Origin of the sequence: Nocardia cyriacigeorgica NBRC 100375 (assembly GCF_000308555.1) — a bacterium.
GTDB lineage: Bacteria > Actinomycetota > Actinomycetes > Mycobacteriales > Mycobacteriaceae > Nocardia > Nocardia cyriacigeorgica.
In genome coordinates this window covers 19,417-38,628 of record NZ_BAFY01000041.1, presented here as the reverse complement: position 1 = coordinate 38,628, position 19,212 = coordinate 19,417, and the positions used below count along the sequence as shown (strand labels likewise).

Annotated in this window: 3 protein-coding genes; 1 reads left to right on the top strand and 2 read right to left on the bottom strand. The window is 70.7% G+C overall.

The features are described from left to right. Positions 1-17 precede the first annotated feature (17 nt). Positions 18-1,082, top strand: coding sequence for an SDR family oxidoreductase (locus tag RJ05_RS03775; RefSeq protein ID WP_036533166.1), 1,065 nt, complete (start codon positions 18-20; stop codon positions 1,080-1,082). A gap of 82 nt (positions 1,083-1,164) precedes the next feature. Here RJ05_RS03775 and RJ05_RS03770 read toward each other — a convergent pair whose 3' ends face one another. After that, on the bottom strand, positions 1,165-2,190 hold the full coding sequence (locus RJ05_RS03770) for an alpha/beta hydrolase (protein WP_036533164.1): 1,026 nt from the start codon (positions 2,188-2,190) through the stop codon (positions 1,165-1,167). A 235-nt stretch (positions 2,191-2,425) separates the two neighbouring features. Then, a complete protein-coding gene (locus RJ05_RS03765; RefSeq protein ID WP_444547119.1) occupies positions 2,426-19,117 on the bottom strand; it encodes a non-ribosomal peptide synthase/polyketide synthase in 16,692 nt (5,563 codons plus the stop codon). Between the last annotated feature and the right edge of the window lie 95 nt (positions 19,118-19,212).

Below are 19,212 nucleotides of genomic sequence, written 5' to 3'. Positions count from 1 at the left end.
GACTATGTTGACCGGCTATGACTTACCTGGTTACCGGGGCGACTGGGTTCATTGGTCGGTTCCTCATCCCCGAACTCCTCAAACGTGCGGATGACATTCACGTCGTGGTGCGGCCGGGGCCGAATTCGGCCGCACGTTTCGACTATTGCGCCAGAGAGTGGTCGGCCGGCGATCGGGTGCGGCCGGTGCCCGGCAATCTCGGCGCGCCGGGACTCGGCCTCGACCCGATGTGGCTGGCCGAGCATCGCGGACGCATCGACCACGTCTTCCATCTGGCCGCGGGCTACGACGAGCAGCGATATCGGGACGCGCAGCAACGGCCGCTCGCCGAGCCCGGCGTCGGGAACGACACCCGCAACGTGGTCGAGCTGGCGGCCGACCTGCGCGCACAGCGACTGCATCACCTGTCCACGGTCGAGGTCGCCGGGCGCTTCGAAGGCCTGTTCACCGAAGACATGTTCGACGTCGGACAGCAGGTGGCGACACCCGCCCAGCGGGCCGCCTTCGAGGCCGAGCGGATCGTGCGCGCATCCGGGCTCAACTGGCGGATCTACCGGCCCTCGATCGTCGTCGGGCATTCGGTGACCGGCGTCAACGATCGCGTCGACGGGCCCTACTACTTCTTCCGGCTGCTGCGGATGGCCGCCCAGCTGCCACGCCTGCTGCCGGTACTGGTGCCGAAACTGGGCGAAACCAACATGGTTCCGGTGGATTTCGCCGCGCAGGCGCTGGCCCATCTCGCCCACCTGCCCGGACCGGGTGAGCAGACCTTCCATCTGGTCGACCCGCGCCGGCGGGGCGCGGTGGCGGCATTGAATCTGTTCGCCGACGAGGCGGGCGCGCCGCATCTGGTGGAGATCATGCCCAAACGCACGCTGGAGATGATGCTGCGCCTGCCCGGCGCCGAGCGGGTACTGCCCAGAGTGGGCGTGCCGCTCGACCTTCTCGAGCACAGCGAGTTCAGCTGCTGGTTCGATTGCCGGCACACCACCGCCGCGCTGGCGGACAGCGGAATCGCGGTGCCGCCGCTGGAGTCGTACGCGCCGGTGCTGTGGCGGTACTGGATCGAGAACTGGGTCTAGCCGGGCGCACGGCGACAACTAGCCCACGAACGGCGACAGCCGCCCCGGTGTACCGGAGCGGCTGTCGTAGGTCGACGAAGGATCAGATCCCGAGGCCCTTGGCCAGGACCGGCCAGGAACGCTGGAACTCGTCACGCCAGTAACCCCACGAGTGGGTGCCGGAATCCCGGAAGTTGTAGGTGGCCGGGATTCCGAGCGAGTCGAGCTTGTTCTTCAGGTTGTGGGTGCAGAAGTTGGTGCCCGCCTCGATGACGCCACCGATGACGATCTGGTTGGCCAGGCCGTAGGCGCCGGGCAGCGCGTAGGGGCCGTTGAGGGTGTCGTACTGGCCGGGCAGGCCGTTGCCGGTGGAGATGTAGAGATCGAGGCCGCGCAGGCCCTCGGCGTTGACGTACGGATCGTTCTTGACCCATTCCTCCGAGCCCTGCGGACCCCACATGTTCATGGTGTCGCCGCCGCCCCAGGTCTCGACGGTCAGCTTCACGAACTCCGAGCCCACCGGGTCGCTGGTCTGGGCGCAACCGCTGTAGGCGGCGGCGGCCTTGTACAGGCCGGGCTTGGCGATGGGCAGCGCGAGCACGGTGGTGCCCGAGGTGGACAGGCCCGCGATGGCGTTGGTGCCGTTGGTGCCGAGCGCGCCGTCGATCAGTGGGGGCAGCTCTTCGGTGAAGAAGGTCTTCCACTTGTTGCGGCCGAGCACCGGATCGTCGGCGATCCAGTCGGTGTAGTAGCTCCACTTGCCGCCGACCGGCTGCACCACGTTGACGTTCTTGTCCGACAGGAACTCGAGGGCGTCGGTCTTCACCTGCCACGAGGCGTCGTCCTCGCCGCCGCCGGCACCGTTGAGCAGGTACAGGGTGGGGCGCGGGACCGAGGCGTCGGCCGGGCGCTGCACGTCGATGATGACGTTCTCGTCCATCGCGGTGGAGTGCACGTGCAACCGGATGTTGCGGTCGTCCTTGTACTCGGCCTTGACGATGCGGGAACCGTCGGGCGCGGTGGGGTCGGCCAGCAGACTCCGGTTGTCGATGATCGGGTCAGCCGCTGCCGCCGGGGATGCGCCGAGTCCGGACATGACGCCCGCGAGAACTGCCGTTGCCGCGATCATCGCCGCGGCACGAGTACCGCGGCGCCGGGTGGGTCGACGTGTCAATTTCGCACCTTCGCTTCTTATCGAGATTTATCGGGCATTCCCATGACGACTTCGGTCGGCGGGCATCCCGGGCCGGGCCGGGACAGACACCGCCGCGTCACGCCCGACCATACGGTCTATGTAGTCGTGACAACAGTGGACATCGTTACCTCACCGTTGCCACCATCATGCCGGAGCCGCCCATATCTGATCATGTCCGACCCGCCGTACGGGCGGGATCGAGCCGGTCGGCGAGCAAGGGACCGATCTCGGCCAGCGCCTCGGGCGAGGTCATCTGATCGTGATCTGCCGCCACCGGGTGGTCGGCGACGGTGCCGTCGACGTAGGCGTCCCAGTTCCCGGCCGCCGTGTCGTGGCCCGCGGCGCTGAAGTAGTCCAGCCTGCCGCGGAACACTCCGGGCCGGTGCTCGGCGATGAGTTCGGCCGAGCGGACCGCGCTGCGGTAGATGCGGCGCACCCGCTCGGGTGTGAGCACCGCCATATCCGGCGGGATGGTGGCGTGCAGGGCGGCCAGTGCCTCGTCGGTGAGGTCGTGGATATCGCCGTCGGGCAGTTGGGCGTCGCCGATGCCGAGTTCGGCCAGCGCGTCGCGGATGGCGGCACGGAAATCGGTGACGTCGATGGCGGGATGGCTGTCCAGCATCGCCAGCAGCGTCACCTCGTGGCCCGCGGCCTGGAGCTCGGTGGCGATCGCGTGCGCGATCACCCCGCCCAACGACCAGCCGAGCAGCCGGTACGGGCCCTGCGGCTGGACCGCGCGGATCTCGGCGGCGTAGCGGCGGGCCATCTCGGTCAGCGATCGCGGCAGGTAGCCGTCCTCCGACAGCGCCGGCGACTGCAGGCCGTAGATCGGGTACCGGGCGGGCAGGTAGCGGGCGAATCCGGCGTAGCACCAGGACAGTCCGTACATCGGGTGGATGCAGAACACCGGGTCGTCGGGCGCGGTGTCGTGCGGCACCCGGGTGCGGATGGGCAGCACCACGCCGAGCGCGGCGTTGGAGTCCAGGTCGTAGTCGTGTTCGCCGGACAGCACGGCCAGGATCCTCGTTGCCAGGTCGGCCGGGGTGGAGTCGGTGAAGAACCACTGCACCCGGATCTCGGCGCCGGTGCGAGTACGCAGCCTGCTCACCGCACGGGTGGCGATGAGCGAGTTGCCGCCGAGGTCGAAGAAATCATCGTCCATGCCGACCCGCTCGACGCCGAGGACTTCGGCGAACACCTCGGTGATGGTGCGCTCCAGCGGGGTGGTCGGTGCCCGGAAAGGACGGCCCGACAGTTGCGGCACCGGCAGCGCCATCCGGTCGAGTTTGCCGCTGGCGTTCAACGGCATCTGCTCGAGCACCACCACGGCCGAGGGCACCATGTACGACGGCAGTGCGGCCCGCGCGTGGGCGAGCAGTTCGCGGTCGTCGATGGTGTGGCCCGGCGCGGCGACCACATAGGCCACCAGACGGTCGCCGGTGGCGGCGCGCACCAGCGAGACGGCCGCGTGCCGGACCGTTTCGTGGCCGAGCAGGATCGTCTCGATCTCGCCGAGCTCGACGCGCTGGCCGCGCAGTTTCACCTGGAAGTCGCTGCGGCCCAGGTATTCCAGGGCCGCGTCCGCGCCGGTGCCGGTCCAGCGGACCACGTCGCCGGTGCGGTAGAGACGGGTGCCGCCCGCGCCCGCGACGAAGCGTTCGGCGGTCAGCGCGGGCCGGTCGTGGTAGCCGCGGGCCAGCTGCACCCCGGCGACATACAGCTCACCGGCCGCACCGGGCGGCACCGGCCGCAGCTGCCGATCCAGCACCAGCACCTCGGTATTGGCCACCGGGGTGCCGATCGGGATCGCCGTGACACCGGTGTCGGTGACCGGATGCGCGGTCACCACCGTGGCTTCGGCGGGCCCGTACCAGTTGATCAGCGCGGTGCCGGGCAGCGCGGCGGTGAACGTCGCGGCGGTCTCCCCGGACAATGCCTCACCGGCGGCGAACACCCGGCGCAGCGACGGGTATTCGGCCACGGCGGCACCGCTGGCCACCGGATCGAGGAACGCGTCCAGCATCGAGGGCACGAAATGCACGGTGGTGACGGCATTGTCGGCGATGGTGCGTGCGAGGTAGGCCGGATCGCGGTGCCCGTCGGGTTCGGCGATCACGATCGAGGCGCCGGTGTGCAGCGGCCAGAACAGCTCCCAGGTGGAGATGTCGAAGGTGATCGGCGTCTTGTGCAGCACCACATCGCTCGTGTCGTGCGGGTAGGTGCGCTGGGCCCAGCGGAACTGGTTGGCCATCTGCCGGTGCGTGATCATCACACCCTTGGGGCGGCCGGTGGAGCCGGAGGTGTAGATGACGTAGGCGATGTCGTCGGGGTGCACGCGGGGGCCTGCGAAGCCGTCGGCCGGTGCGAGATACAGCGTGTCCACCGCGACCACCGGCACACCGGTGCCGGTGCCGAAACCGTCGGCGCTGGTGGTGAGGACGCAGATCGGCGCGGCACCGGAGAGCACGTATTCGCTGCGCTCGGCCGGATGGTCCGGGTCGATCGGGACATAGCCCGCCCCTGCGCGCAGTACCGCGTAGATCGAGACGACCAGATCCAGACCGCGACGCATGGCGACACCGACCAGCGTGCCGGGGCCGACGCCGAAGGTGTTCAGCTCGGCGGCCAGCGCCCGCGAGCGCGCGTCGAGTTCGCGGTAGCTGAGCACCGCGTCGCGGTAGCGGACGGCCGGCGCGTCCGGAGTGCGGGCCACCTGGGCGTCGAACAACGTCAGCAGGGTCGCGTCGTCGAGCAGTTCGGGCACCGCGGTGGCATTGCGCGCGGCCAGTTCGGCGGCCTCCGCGGGCAGCAGCACGTCGATATCGGCGACCTTGGCCTGCGGCTCGGTGACGAACCGGCCGATCGCCGCTTCCAGCCTGCGTGCCAGGGCGTCGGCGGCGGCGGTGTCGAACAGATCGCGCAGGTACTTCACCGACACTCGCAGCTGGTGGTCGAGCACCACCATGACCGTCACCGGATAGTGGGTGCCGTTGACCGCGCCGACACCGGTGATGTTCATTCCGTCGATGGCACTGGCTTCGGCCAGCCCCTCGCGGTCGACCGGGAAGGACTCGAAAACGACCAGCGAGTCGAACAGGCCCTCCACACCCACGGCGTCCTGGATATCGCTGAGCCCGAGGTAGTGGTAGCCGAGCAGATCGGCCTGTTCGGCCTGCAACTGCCGCAGCAGCCCGCCGAGGGTGTCGGTCGCGCCCAGCCGCACCCGCACCGGGATGGCGTTGAGGAACAGCCCGACCATGGCTTCCACGCCGTCGAGCTGCGGTGGGCGACCGGACACGGTGGCGCCGAACACGACGTCGTCACGGTCGACGCTGCGACCGATCAGCAAGCCCCACGCGGCCTGGACCACGGTGTTCACCGTGACGCCGAGGTGGGCGGCCAGCCGGGTCAGCGCGGTCGTATCGGCCTGGGACAGTTCGAATCCCACCTCACCGACGCCGGCCGAGATCTCCCGGCCCGGATCCACCGGCGCCAGCGGCGTCGGCTCGGTGATGCCGGCCAACGCGGTGCGCCAGGCCTGCCGCGCGGCCTCCGGGTCCTGCGCGATCAGCCAGGCCAGGTAGTCGCGGTAGGGCGGGACCTGCGGCAGATGCCGCGAGTTGCCGCCGAGCGCGTAGAGGGTGAGCAGATCCTTCATCAGCAACGGCATGGACCAGCCGTCGATGAGGATGTGATGGCTGGTGACCAACAGCTGGTAGGCGCTTTCGGCACCGATTCCGGCGGCGCTGGTGCGGATCAGGGTGAAGCGCAGCAGCGGCGCTGTCCGCATGTCGAAATGGTCGGCCAGATCAGCGGATTTGATGCGTTCGGCCTCGGCAGCGGCGGCAGCCGGGTCCAGATGCGAGAGGTCGATCATCCGCCACGGAACCTCGATGCCGTCCTGCACGATCTGCACCGGCGCGCCCTCGGCGTCGTCGGCGAAGGCCACCCGCAGGTTGGCGTGCCGGTCCAGCACCGCCTGCGCGGCGGCCTGCATCCGGGCCGGATCGACGGTGCCGCCGAGCTCGAGCACGAATTGGGTGGTGTAGACGTCGACGGAGGTGTCGGCCAGCAGCGCGTGGAACAGCATGCCCGACTGCAACGGCGTCACCGGCCAGGCATCGGTCAGCTGCGGATAGTCGCGGGCGAAACGGTCGATATCGTCCTGGCGCAACGAGATCAGCGGGAAATCCGACGGGCTGAACCCGCCGGCGTCGGGCCGCAGCCCGTGCTCGGCGAGTCCACCGAGGGCCCGGATCCAGTGCTCGGCGAAGGTCTTCACCTCATCGGCGGCGAACACCGCTGCCGCGTAATCGAATCGGGCCAGCAGGCCGTCGTCGGTGGCGTCGACGGTGAGCGCGAGCAGCAGATCGTCGGCCGGTGCGTCGGTGTGCACCCGGGCCGGGCGCAGATCCCGGTAGCGCAGCGCGAAGCGCCCGCGACCGAAATCGCGCAGACCCGCGGCGGCTTCCGGATTCAGGTAGCACAGCAGGCCGTAGCCGACGCCGCGTCCTGGCACCGCCCGGTGCAGTTCCTTGATCTGGGTGAGCGCGGCGCCCGCGGCCCGGCCGCCGACCAGCGCGTCGGGGACGTCGATGCCGTCGAGGCGCAGCGGCAGCGGGTACGCGGTGCGGAAGCCGCCGACGATATTGCTCGCGTCGATCTCGGCGACGGCGCGGCCGTCGGCGTCCAGGCGGATCACCGAACCCACCGCGCGGGTGACGGATTCGCGCTGCGCGGTGTGCAGGGCCAGCGCGACGGCGGTGAGCAGCACCTCGTCGACGGAGGCGTGGTAGGCCTCGGCCACCGCGGCCACGGCCTCGGTGCCCTCGGCGGTGATGGTGAGCGAGACCCGGCGCCGGGAGCGCAGGTCGGCGGCGCCGGTGGGCAGGTCGTCGCGGGTGGCGGCGGCCAGCGTCTGCTGCCACCACTGCGCTTCGGCGGCGATGGCGGGCGAATGCGCCCGCTCGGCGAGCGAGCGGATCAGCGCGCCGAGACCGGATTCCGGCGCGGCGGGGGCGGCGTGCCTGCCACGGTTCCATGCGGTGGTGAGCTGGTCGATGATGGTCCGCCAGGACACATCGTCGACGACCATCGCGTTGGCCACCACCACCAGCCGGAAGGCCTCCGGGGTCCCGGTGGCCACGAAGTGGATGTTGCGGCCCTGCTCCGGGTCGAGGGCGTCGACGGCCGCGCCGACGACGTCATCGATGGGCAGGGTGGTCTCGCCGAGTTCGGGATCGAGCCAGCTGAACTGGCGCTCGCCCCGGTCGGCGGCCACGGGGATGCGCAGCACCGGGACGGCACCGCGGGTGTCGAGCCGCGCCCACAGCATCGGATGCTGATCGAGCACCGCACCGACGGCGGTCTCCACCGCCTCGGCCGGGCAGCTGGCGGGCACCTCGAGCACGATGGCGCGCGGCTCCACCCCGGAACCGCCGTGCTCGAGCAGCCGCATCGCGGTGGGTGTGGCGGGCAGCTCGCCTGCCTCGTCGCCGGGCGCTCCACCGACGGTGGCCGCGGCGGCCAGCGCCTCGACGGTCCTGGCCTGGAAGACCTCGCGCGGGGTGAAGTCGACGCCCTTGGCCCTGGCCCGCGACACCACCTGGATGGAGACGATGCTGTCGCCGCCGAGGGCGAAGAAATCGTCGTCCAGGCCGACCTGGTCGACGCCGAGAACCTCGCCGATGACCTCCGCGATCACCTGTTCGGCGGTGCTGCGCGGGGCCCGGTAGGCGCGGGTCTCCAGCACCGGTTCCGGCAGCGCGCGGCGGTCCAGTTTGCCGACCGGGGTCAGCGGGATCTCGTCGAGCACCACGATGGCGGTGGGCACCATGTAGTCGGGCAGCACCCGGCCCAGTTGGGCGGTCAGCTCGCCGACGTCGGGGGTAACACCGCGCTCGGGCAGCACATAGGACACCAGAATGGTCGCGCCCGCGGCGGTTTCGCGGCCGATGGTGACCGCGAAACCGATGCCCGGTTGGGCGGCCAGCGCGCTGTCGATCTCGCCGAGTTCGATGCGGAAACCGCGAACCTTCACCTGGAAGTCGTTGCGGCCCACATACTCCACTTCGCGGCCAAGCCAGCGCACCACGTCGCCGGTGCGGTAGAGCCGCTCACCCGGTGCGCCGTAGGGGTCGGCGACGAAGCGGGCGGCGGTGAGGCCGGCTCGCGCGTGATAGCCGCGGGCCAGCTGGATCCCGCCCAGGTACAGCTCACCGGCGACGCCCTCGGGCACCGGCCGCAACCTGGTGTCGAGTACCAGCGCCCGCATACCGCGGATCGGCGCGCCGATGGTCACCGGATCGCCGGGACGCAGCGGGTCGCTGATGTTGGTCATGATGGTGGTCTCGGTGGGCCCGTAACCGTTGTGGAAGGCCCGCCCGTTCATCCCGCCCCACTTGGCGACCAGCTCGGCCGGCACGGCCTCACCGCCGGCCACGATGGCGCGCATCCCCGACAGCGCCGACGAATCCAGCGACGCCAGTACCGACGGGGTGATGAAGGCGTGTGTCACGCCTTCGGTCCTGATCAGTTCGGCCAGCTCGTCACCGCCGAACATCAGCGGCGGCGCCACCACCAGCGTGCCGGCCGACCCGAGCGCGAGCAGCAACTCGAGCATCGAGGCGTCGAACGACGGCGAGGCGAAAGCCAGTGCGCGGGTGGAGGTGTCGAGGTGGTAGCGCTGCACCTGCTCCGCGCTGAAATTCGCCAGGCCCGCGTGGGTGACGACGACGCCCTTGGGCAGGCCGGTGGAGCCGGAGGTGTAGATGACGTAGGCGGCGTTGCCCGCGCGGATCGGCCCACGCCGGTCGGCGGCGGTGATCGGGCGATCCGAGCGTGCGGCCACGTCCATGGTGAAGCCGCGATCGTCCATCCGGATCCAGCCGCCGCCGGTCATCGGGGGCAGGTCGTCGAGTTCGGCGTTCATCGTGATGCCGAGCGAGGCACCGGAATCGCGCACCATATGCGCGATCCGGTCGGCCGGATAGGTCGGGTCGATCGGGACCAGCGCCGCGCCGGTCTTGGCCACCGCCCACAGCGCCAGCACCGATTCCACCGAGCGGCGCAGGGCCACCGCCACCAGCACATCCGGTCCGGCGCCGCGCTCGATCAGCGCGCGCGCCAGCTGGGCGGAGGCGGCATCGAGTTCGGCGTAGCGGAAGGAACGCTCACCCACCACGACGGCCACGCCGGTGGGATTGGCGGCCACCGCGTCGGCCATCAGCTCGGGCAGGGTGCGCACGGGCTCGGCCGGTGCGCCCATGCGGCTGATCAGGTCGAGGCGTTCGGAGTCGTCGAGGATGTCCAGATCGCCGACGGCGCGGCTGCTGTCGCGGGCCACAGCGGCCAGGATGCGCCGGAAGCGACGGCCGAAATCCACCACCGTCGACTCGTCGAACAGGTCACGCGCATAGGTGAATTCGGCGGCGATACCGGCTTCGGCGCCGTGCTCGTCGCGCTGCTCGCGCACGGTGAGCAGCAGATCGAACTTGGCGGCGTCGGCGGCCGGATCGAGGGCGGCGAAGCTCAGGCCGGGCAGCTCGAAGCCGGTGGCGGCCAGGTTCTCGAACGACAGCGCCACCTGGAACAGCGGATGACGTCCGGCCGAGCGTTCCGGGTCCAGCGCTTCCACCAGCCGCTCGAACGGGATGTCGGCGTTGGCGAAGGCGCGCAGATCGGTATCGCGGTTGGCGGCGAGCAGCTGGTCGAAGCTCAGCTCCGGTGCGACCCGGGTGCGCAGCACCAGGGTGTTGACGAACATGCCGATGAGGTCGTCGAGTTCGGCTTCGCCACGGCCCGCGATCGGGGTGCCGACCGCGATGTCGTCGGTCCCGGACATGCGCGACAGGAAGACCGTCAGCGCGGTGTGCACCACCATGAACAGGGTGGCGTTGTGGGTGCGGGCAAGGTCGGTGAGCGCGGCGTGCACGCCGGCGTCGACCACGAACTCGGTCTTGCCGCCGGCGAAGCTCTGCGCCGGCGGACGCGGCCGGTCCGACGGCAGGTTCAGCTCGTCGGGCAGGTCGGCCAGTTCCTTGGTCCAGTAGTCGAGCTGGGCGCCCGCCACCGAGTCCGGATCGGTTTCCTCGCCGAGCACTTCGCGCTGCCACAGCGCGTAGTCGGCGTACTGCACCGGCAGCGGCGTCCAGGCGGGCTCGTTGCCGTTGCTGCGGGCGGCGTAGGCCAGCATGAGGTCGCGGGTCAGCGGGCCCATCGACCAGCCGTCGGCGCTGATGTGGTGGGCCACGAAAACCAGCACGTATTCACTGCCGGCGAGCTGGAAGAGCTTGGTGCGGAACGGGACTTCGGCGGTGACGTCGAAGCCGGTGCCGACCACCGCGGCCACCTCGTGGCCAACCCGCTCCTCGCCGATCTGAGCGGGGGTGAGGTCGACGGGCACCTCGCGCGGGGCCAGCACCTGCTGGACCGGGCCCTCAGGGGTGTTCGGGTAGATGGTGCGCAGGATCTCGTGGCGGGCGACGATATCGCCGACGGCCTGCTCGAGCGCCCGCACATCCAGCTCGCCGGAGAGCCGGATGGCGGCCGGGATGTTGTAGACCGCGGCGGCGGTGTCGAACTGGTTGAGGAACCACATCCGCTGCTGGGCGAACGACAGCGGAATCCGCTCCGGCCGGGGCCTGGCCACCAGCGGGACGCGCGCGGACCCGGTCGCGGTGTGCTCGACCTTCACCGCGAGGGCCGCGACGGTCGAGGCCTCGAACAGCGCCCGCACCGGCACCCGGGTGTCCATGGCCGCGCCGATGCGGGCGGCGACCTGGGTGGCCAGCAGCGAGTTGCCGCCGAGGGCGAAGAAATCGTCGTCGGCGCCGACCTGATCGACGCCGAGGACCTCACCGAAGACCGCGGCCACGATCTCCTCGACCGGCGTTGCGGGGACACGGTATTCGCGCGCCTCGAACTCCGGTTCCGGCAGGGCGTTGCGGTCCAGCTTGCCGTTGACGTTCAACGGCAGCGCGTCCAGCACCACGAACGCCGAGGGCACCATGTACGACGGCAGGGCCGAGCCGAGCGCGGCGAGCACCTGCGGCAGATCGAAGCCGGCGCCGTGCTGCCCGGCCGGAACCACGTAGGCGACGAGCCGGTCACCGGTGTGCGGGTCCGACTTGGCCAGCACCGCGGTCTGCGCCACCTCCGGCAGCGCAAGCAGCGCCGCCTCGATCTCACCGAGTTCGATGCGGAAGCCGCGGATCTTCACCTGGAAGTCGGTGCGGCCGCGGTATTCCAGCTCGCCGTCGCGGTTCCACACGACCAGGTCGCCGGTGCGGTACATGCGCTCGCCGGCACCGAACGGGTCGGCGACGAAGCGGTCGGCGGTCAGATCCGGGCGGCCGAAATAGCCGCGGGCCAGCTGCGCACCGGCCAGGTACAGCTCACCGGGGACGCCCACCGGCACCGGTCGCAGCCGGGCATCGAGGACGTAGGCGCGGCTGTTCCATTCCGGGCCGCCGATCGGCACCGTCGTATGGTCGGCGCTGGTGACCCGGTGGCTGGTGATCGAGACCGCGGCCTCGGTCGGGCCGTACAGGTTGTACAGCGCCACAGCGGGATTCGCGGCCAGGAAGCGCTGGGCCAGCGTGCCGGGCAGCGCCTCACCGATGGCCAGCACCCGGCGCAGCGAAGGCGGCGCGGTGTCGGCGGCGACCAGCAGCGCGTCCAGCATGGACGGCACCACATGCAGCGTGGTGACCTGCTCGCGCACCATGAGGTCGTGCAGGTAGGCGGGGTCGCGGTGGCCGTCGGGGGCGGCGATGACGAGCCTGCCGCCACTCACCGCCGCCGACCAGAACTCCCACACCGACAGATCGAAGGTTGCCGCCGTCTTCAACAGCACGGCGTCGTCGGCACCGAGCGCGAATTCCGCGGTCTTCCAGCGCAACTGGTTGACGATCGCGCTGTGCGGAACCGCCACGCCCTTGGGCCGGCCGGTCGAGCCGGAGGTGAAGATGACATAGGCGGTGTGGCCGGGTCGGATCGGCGCCACCCGCTCGGCGTCGGTGATGGGCGCGGCGGAGGTCAGCGGGTCGACATCGTCGAGGCGGACCAGCAGCGCCTGATCGGTATGGAAACCGGTGGCCGCGTCGGTCAGCACGCAGACCGGTCGCGCGGTATCGAGGATGTAGCCGGTGCGGTCGATGGGCTGGTCCGGATCCAGCGGAACGTAGGCGCCACCGGCCCGCGCGACCGCGTACATGGCGATGACCAGCTCGGGCGAGCGGCGCAAGGCCAGCGCGACCCGGGATTCCGGGCCGACGCCGAGGGCGAGCAGGTGCCGGGCCAGCCGGTTGACGCGGGCGTCGAGCTCGGCATAGCTGAGCCGGGTCGGCGTGCCGTCCTGATCGGCGACGAGCGCCACGGCCTCGGGCGCGGCGGCGACCGTGCGGTCCACCAGCGTGACCAGAGTGGTCCGATCCGCCTCGGGCAGTTCCCGGCGGGTGTCGTTCCAGATGGTGAGCACATCGGCGCGTTCGGCGGAGTCGAGCAGGTCGATATCGCCGACCACCGCGCTCGCATCCGCGACCACGGCGTTCAGCAGCCGCACGAGCCGATCGCCGAAGGCGCGAACGGTGGCGGCATCGAACAGGTCGGTGGCGTAGGTGAAGAAGCCGCCGAGGCCCGCGGGTGCGCCGGACTCGTCATAGACGTCCGAGACGATCAGATGCAGATCGAACTGCGACACATCCAGATCGGCGTCCACCGCGCTGACGCTCAAGCCGGGCAGTTCCAGTTCTGCCCTTGCGACGTTCTGGAACGACAACCCGACCTGGAACAGCGGATGCCTGGCGGTCGAGCGCGGCGGGTTCAGCACCTCGACCAGCCGCTCGAACGGCACATCGGCGTGGGCGAAGGCCTGCAGGTCGACCTCGCGCTGGCGGGCGAGCAGATCCTCGAACGAGGCGCCGCCGTCGACCCGGGTCCGGAAGACCACGGTATTGACGAACATGCCGATCACGTCGTCGAGTTCGCGCTCACCGCGCCCGGCGACCGGGGTGCCGACGGCGATGTCGTCCTGCCCCGACAGCCGCGACAACAGCACCGCGAACGCGGTGTGCACCACCATGAACAGGGTGGCGTTGTGGCTGCGCGCCAGGCTCATCAGGCCGGCATGGGTGTGCGCGTCGATCGACACCTCGACCCGTCCACCGGCCATCGACGCCACCGCCGGACGTGGCCGGTCGGCGGGCAGCTCCAGCACATCCGGCAGTCCGGCCAGCTGCTCACGCCAGAACGTGATCTGGCGCGCGGCAACGGATTCCGGATCGGCTTCGTCGCCGAGCACCGCGCGCTGCCACAGCGCGTAATCGGCGTACTGCACCTTCAGCGGCGCCCACGACGGTGCCTCGCCCGCCACTCGCGCGGCGTAGGCGACCATCACGTCGCGCACCAGCGGGCCCATCGACGAGGCATCGCCCGCGATGTGGTGCACCACGACGGCGAGCACGTACTCGGGTGCCGAGCCGGCCGGGGTATCGGTGATTTCCATCAACCGCACCCGGACCGGCACTTCCTCGGTCACGTCGAACGGCTGCGAGGCCAGCGCGTACACCGCGCCGGCGACGTCGACCTGGGCCAGCTTGCGCACCGCCACGTCGAGACCGACCTGCCCGGCCGGCAGCACGACCTGGACCGGGCCCTGCGGCGTCTCCGGGTACACCGTGCGCAGCACCTCGTGCCTGGCGACCACGTCGTCGAGGGCGGCGCCGAGCGCGGCGGTGTCCAGCGCGCCGGTCAGCCGCAGCGCGAACGGCAGGTTGTAGGCCGCCGATCCGGCCGCGGCGGCCGCGCCTTCGCCCTGGTCGAAGCGGTTGAGGAACCACATGCGTCGCTGCGCCAGCGACAACGGCAGCTGCGGCGGGCGCGGGATGCTGCCGAGCGCGACGCGGTTGTCGTCGGTATGGGTCTGCGAATCGAGCGCGGCGGCCAGCGCCGACACCGTCGAGGTCTCGAACAGCGCGCGGACCGGGACGCGGGCACCCATGGCGACGCCGAGCCGCGCGACAACCTGGGTGGCGACCAGAGAGTTGCCGCCGAGGGCGAAGAAGTCGTCATCCGCGCCGACGCGGCTGAGCCCGAGCACTTCACCGAACACACCGGCGACGATCTCCTCCACCGGCGTGGACGGCGCGCGGAAGGCGCGCGTCTCGAACACCGGCTCGGGCAGGGCTTTGCGGTCCAGCTTGCCGCTCGGGTTCAGCGGGAACTCGTCCAGCGCGACGATGGTCGCCGGCACCATGTAGGCGGGCAGGGTCTCGCCGACGGCCGCGAGCAGCGCGTTCTGGTCGATGCCGTGGCCGGGCGCCGGGACGGCGTAGGCCACCAGCTGATCGCCCAGCGCGGTACCGACCACCAGGGCCACGGCCTGGCTCACCGACGGCTGTGCCAGCAGTGCGGTCTCGATCTCCCCCAGTTCGATCCGCTGGCCACGGAACTTCACCTGGAAGTCGGTGCGGCCGAGGTAATCCAGGCGATGCGGGGTGGTGCTGGTGGCTTCGCGCCACACGCACAGATCGCCGGTGCGGTACATGCGCTGGCCGTTGCCGAACGGGTTGGCCACGAAGCGGTCGGCGGTCAGGTCCGGGCGGCGCACGTAGCCGCGCGCCAGCTGATCCCCGGCCAGGTACAACTCACCGGCGACACCTGGCGGCACCGGGCGCAATCGCGAATCCAGCACGTACACGCGGGTATTCCACTGCGGCAGGCCGATCGGCACCGTGCGTTCGATGGATCCGGCGGCGGGCCAGAAAGTCACCGAGACCGCGGCTTCGGTGGGGCCGTACAGGTTGTGCACATTCGCCGTGCACACCGCGCGCAGCGCCGCCACCGTCTCCGGCGGCAGCGCCTCACCGATGACGAACACCTCACGCAGCGTCGGCACCGAGCCGGGACGAGTGTGCGCGGCGAACACCGTCAGCATCGACGGCACGAAGTCGGTGACCGTCACCTGCTGTGCGGCAATGGTTTCCGCGACGTAGGCCGGATCGCGATGCCCGTCCGGGGTGGCCACGACCAACCGTGCGCCCGCGCGCAGTGGCATGAAATAGCCCCACAGCGATACGTCGAAGGTGGTGGCGGTCTTCTGCAGATACACGTCGTGGAAGCCGAGCGGGTACTCCGCGAGCATCCAGGTGATCTGGTTGTGGATGGCCGCGTGCGAGATCGCCACACCCTTGGGGCGGCCGGTGGAGCCCGAGGTGAAGATGACGTAGGCCGGGTGGTCGGGCCGCACCGGACGCAGCAGCTCCTGCGGGCGCACCGGCGCGGCGTCGAAGCCGGACAGATCGGCGGTGTCGATGTGCAGTGCTGGGGTGCCCGCCGGCAGCGACCGGGCGTCGGTGCTGGTGGTGACCACGCACACCGGTTGCGCGGTGTCGAGGATGTGCGCGATCCGCTCGGCCGGATGATCCGGATCCAGCGGCACATACGCACCGCCCGCGGTGACGATGGCGTACATGCCGACCACCAGGTCCAGCGAACGCCGCACCGCGAGACCGACCAGCGATTCCGCACCGACACCCTGCGCGATCAGCAGCCGGGCCAGCTGGTTGACCCGGTCGTCGAACTCGCGATAGGTGAGCTCCTCGCCCTCGTACACCACGGCCACCGCGTCGGGCCGCTGCTCGACCGTGCGCCGGTAGCCGTCCAGCAGCAGTTCCGGCGCGACCGGGAAGCGGGTGTCGTTCCACTCCCGCAGCACGCGGTCGCGGTCGGCCGCGGCCAGCAGCTCGATCTCGCCGACCGGAGCCTGCGGGTCGGCGGCGACACCGGTGAGCACCCGGGCGAAACGCTGGGCGAACTCGGCCACCGTCGGCTCGTCGAACAGATCGGTGGCGTAGGTGAACTGGGCCGACAGGCCGGCGGCCGCACCGTCGACGGTGCGCGGCACGATCGTCAGCTGGAGATCGAATTTGGCGATCGCACCGGCGAATTCGACGCCCTCGGCGGCCAGGCCGGGCAGGTCCAGCCGCGGCGCGCTCATGTTCTGGAAGAACAGCGCCACCTGGAACAGCGGATGATGGGCCTGCGAACGCACCGGGTCGAGCACCTCGACCAGCCGCTCGAACGGCAGCTCGGCATGCGCGAACGCGGCCAGGTCGGCGTCTTTGACCTCGTCGAGCAGTGCGGTGAACGAGGAGCCGATGTCGACGTGGGTGCGCAGCACCAGCGTGTTGACGAACATGCCGATGAGCGCGTCGAGTTCGCGTTCGCCGCGGCCGGCGACCGGCGTGCCGATGGTGACGTCGTCGGTGGCGGCCAGCCGCGCCAGCAGCACCGCGAAGGCCGCGTGCACCACCATGAACTCCGAGGCCCCGGTGTGCTGGGCGATCTCGGCCAGCCTGGCATGGGTGGCGGCGTCGATCTCGAAGTCGTAGACCGCGCCGCGACCGGAGGCGACCGTGGGTCGTGGCCGGTCAGCGGGCAGTTCGATGCGATCGGGCACGCCGGCCAGCGCGTCGCACCAGAACCGGATCTGGGTGGCCGCCAGTGACTCCGGGTCGTCCTCGGAACCCAGCACCTCGCGTTGCCACAGCGTGTAATCGGCGTACTGCACCGCCAGCGGCGCCCACGACGGGCGGGCACCGTTGCGGCGGGACAGGAACGCCGCGAGCAGATCCCGCATGAACGGCGCCACCGAGGCGCCGTCGGCAGCGATATGGTGCACCGCCACCGCGACGACGTGCTGTTCGGGCCCCACCTCGGCCAGCGCCATCCGCAACGGCACCTCGGCCGCCACATCGAAACCGGTGAGCGCGAGCCGGCCGAGCCACTCCGGCAGTTCGGCCTCCGGCACCGGCTTCGGCGCCAGATCCGGCACCACCTCGGCCGCGGGCAGCACCACCTGATAGCCGGTGCCGTCGATGGCCGGGTACATCGTGCGCAGCGTTTCGTGCCGTTCGATGACGTCGGCGACGGCGGCTTGCAGCGCGGCGACGTCGAGCTGGCCGTCCAGGCGCACCGCGAACGGGATGTTGTTGGCCGCCGAGGCGGTGTCGAACTGGTTGAGGAACCACATGCGCTGCTGGGCCAGCGACAGCGGGACGTGCTCGGGGCGCGGCATGGGAGTGAGCGGGCGACGTCCACCCGCACCCTTCAACGGTTCGAGCTTGCCCGCCAGCCCGGCCACCGTCGGGGCCTCGAAGATGAGCCGGGCAGGCACGCGCGCGCCGACGGCTTCACCCAGCCGGGCGGCGACCCGGGTGGCGATGAGCGAGTTGCCGCCGAGTTCGAAGAAGTCGTCGTCGGCGCCGACGGGTTCGCCGGTGCCGAGCAGCTCGCCGAAGACCTCGGCGACGGCCTGCTCCAGCGGACCGCTCGGCGCGCGGAACACCCTGGTCTGCAACTGCGGTTCCGGTAGTGCGCGCCGGTCCAGCTTGCCGACCGGCGTCAGCGGGATCTCGTCGAGCACGGTGATCGCGGTGGGCACCATATGCGCGGGCAGGCTGCGTTCGGCGAACGCGTCCAGTTCCGCGACATCGATGACGGCACCGGGCGCGGCGTGCACATAGGAGGCCAGGATGGTGGCGCCGGATTCGAGCCGGTGCCCGACGGTCACCGCGAAGTCGACGGTCTCGTGCGCGGCCAGCACCGCGTCGATCTCACCGAGCTCGATCCGGAAACCACGGATCTTGACCTGGAAGTCGTTGCGGCCCAAGTACTCCAGCGCACCATCGGCAGTGATGCGCACCAGGTCGCCGGTGCGGTAGAGGCGGGCGCCGCTCGGGTTGAACGGGTTGGCGACGAAACGCGCCGCCGTCAACGCGGGACGGTCGTGGTAGCCGCGCGCCACCTGCGCACCGGCGATGTAGAGCTCGCCGACGGCGCCGTCGGTCACCGGAGCCAGCCGCTCGTCGAGGACGTATTCGGTGATGGCGCGGATCGGCCCGCCGATGGTCACCGGTTCGCCCGGCACCAGCGGCGCGCTGATATTGGTCATGATGGTGGTCTCGGTGGGACCGTAACCATTGAAGAATTCGCGGGTGCGCCCCTCGGAAATGGGCAGCACCCAGCGGCGCACCAGCTCCGGCGGACAGGCCTCACCACCGGCGACGATCACCCGCAGCTCGTCGAGGCCCGCCGGATCCACCGAGGCCAGCGCGGCCGGGGTGATGAACGCGTGCGTCACGCCTTCGCGCCGCAGCAGCGCGGCCAGCTCGTCGCCGCCGTACACCGTCGGCGCGACCACCACCATGGTGGCCGGGCCGCCCAGCGCCAGCAGCAATTCCAGCACCGAGGCGTCGAACGACGGGGACGCGAAGTGCAGGGTGCGCGACTCCGGGCCGACCCGGTAGCGCTCGCGCTGTTCATCGCAGAAACTCGACAGCCCGGCCTGGGTGACGACGACGCCCTTGGGCAGACCGGTGGAACCGGAGGTGTAGATGACGTAGGCCGGATGTTCGGCGCGCAGCGGCCGCACCCGGTCGGTATAGGTCACCGGATCGACCGGATAGCTCTCCAGTGCCCGCGCCGTCTCCGGGGTATCGATGAGCAGCCACTGCACCCGGTCGGGCAGGTCATCGCGCACCGCGTCCACGGCCAGGCCGAACACCGCACCGGAGTCGGTGACCATGTGCTCGACCCGGTCGGCGGGATAGTTCGGGTCCACCGGCACGAAGCCGGCGCCGGTCTTGGCGACCGCCCACACCGCGATCACCGATTCCAGCGACCGCGGAATGCCGACGGCGACCAGATCCTCCGGACCGATGCCGCGCGCGATGAGCAGATGCGCCAGCCGGGTGGAACGTTCGTCCAGCTCGGCGTAGGTGAGGCTGCCGAGGGAGGTGGTGGCGTCGGCGTAGGTGACCGCGACACCACCCGGATTCGCCTCGACGGCGGTGGCCAGCAATTGCGGCAGGGTGGTGACCCGCGGGCGCCGGATGCGGGTGGGGCGAACTCGTGCCGGGCGCTGACCGGTCATGCCGGCATCGTCCCCCGGAC

Excerpts from the sequence above, each read along its gene's own strand:
- RJ05_RS03775 (WP_036533166.1), top strand. The coding sequence starts at position 18 with ATGACTTACCTGGTTACCGGGGCGACTGGGTTCATTGGTCGGTTCCTC.
- RJ05_RS03770 (WP_036533164.1), bottom strand. The coding sequence starts at position 2,190 with ATGATCGCGGCAACGGCAGTTCTCGCGGGCGTCATGTCCGGACTCGGC.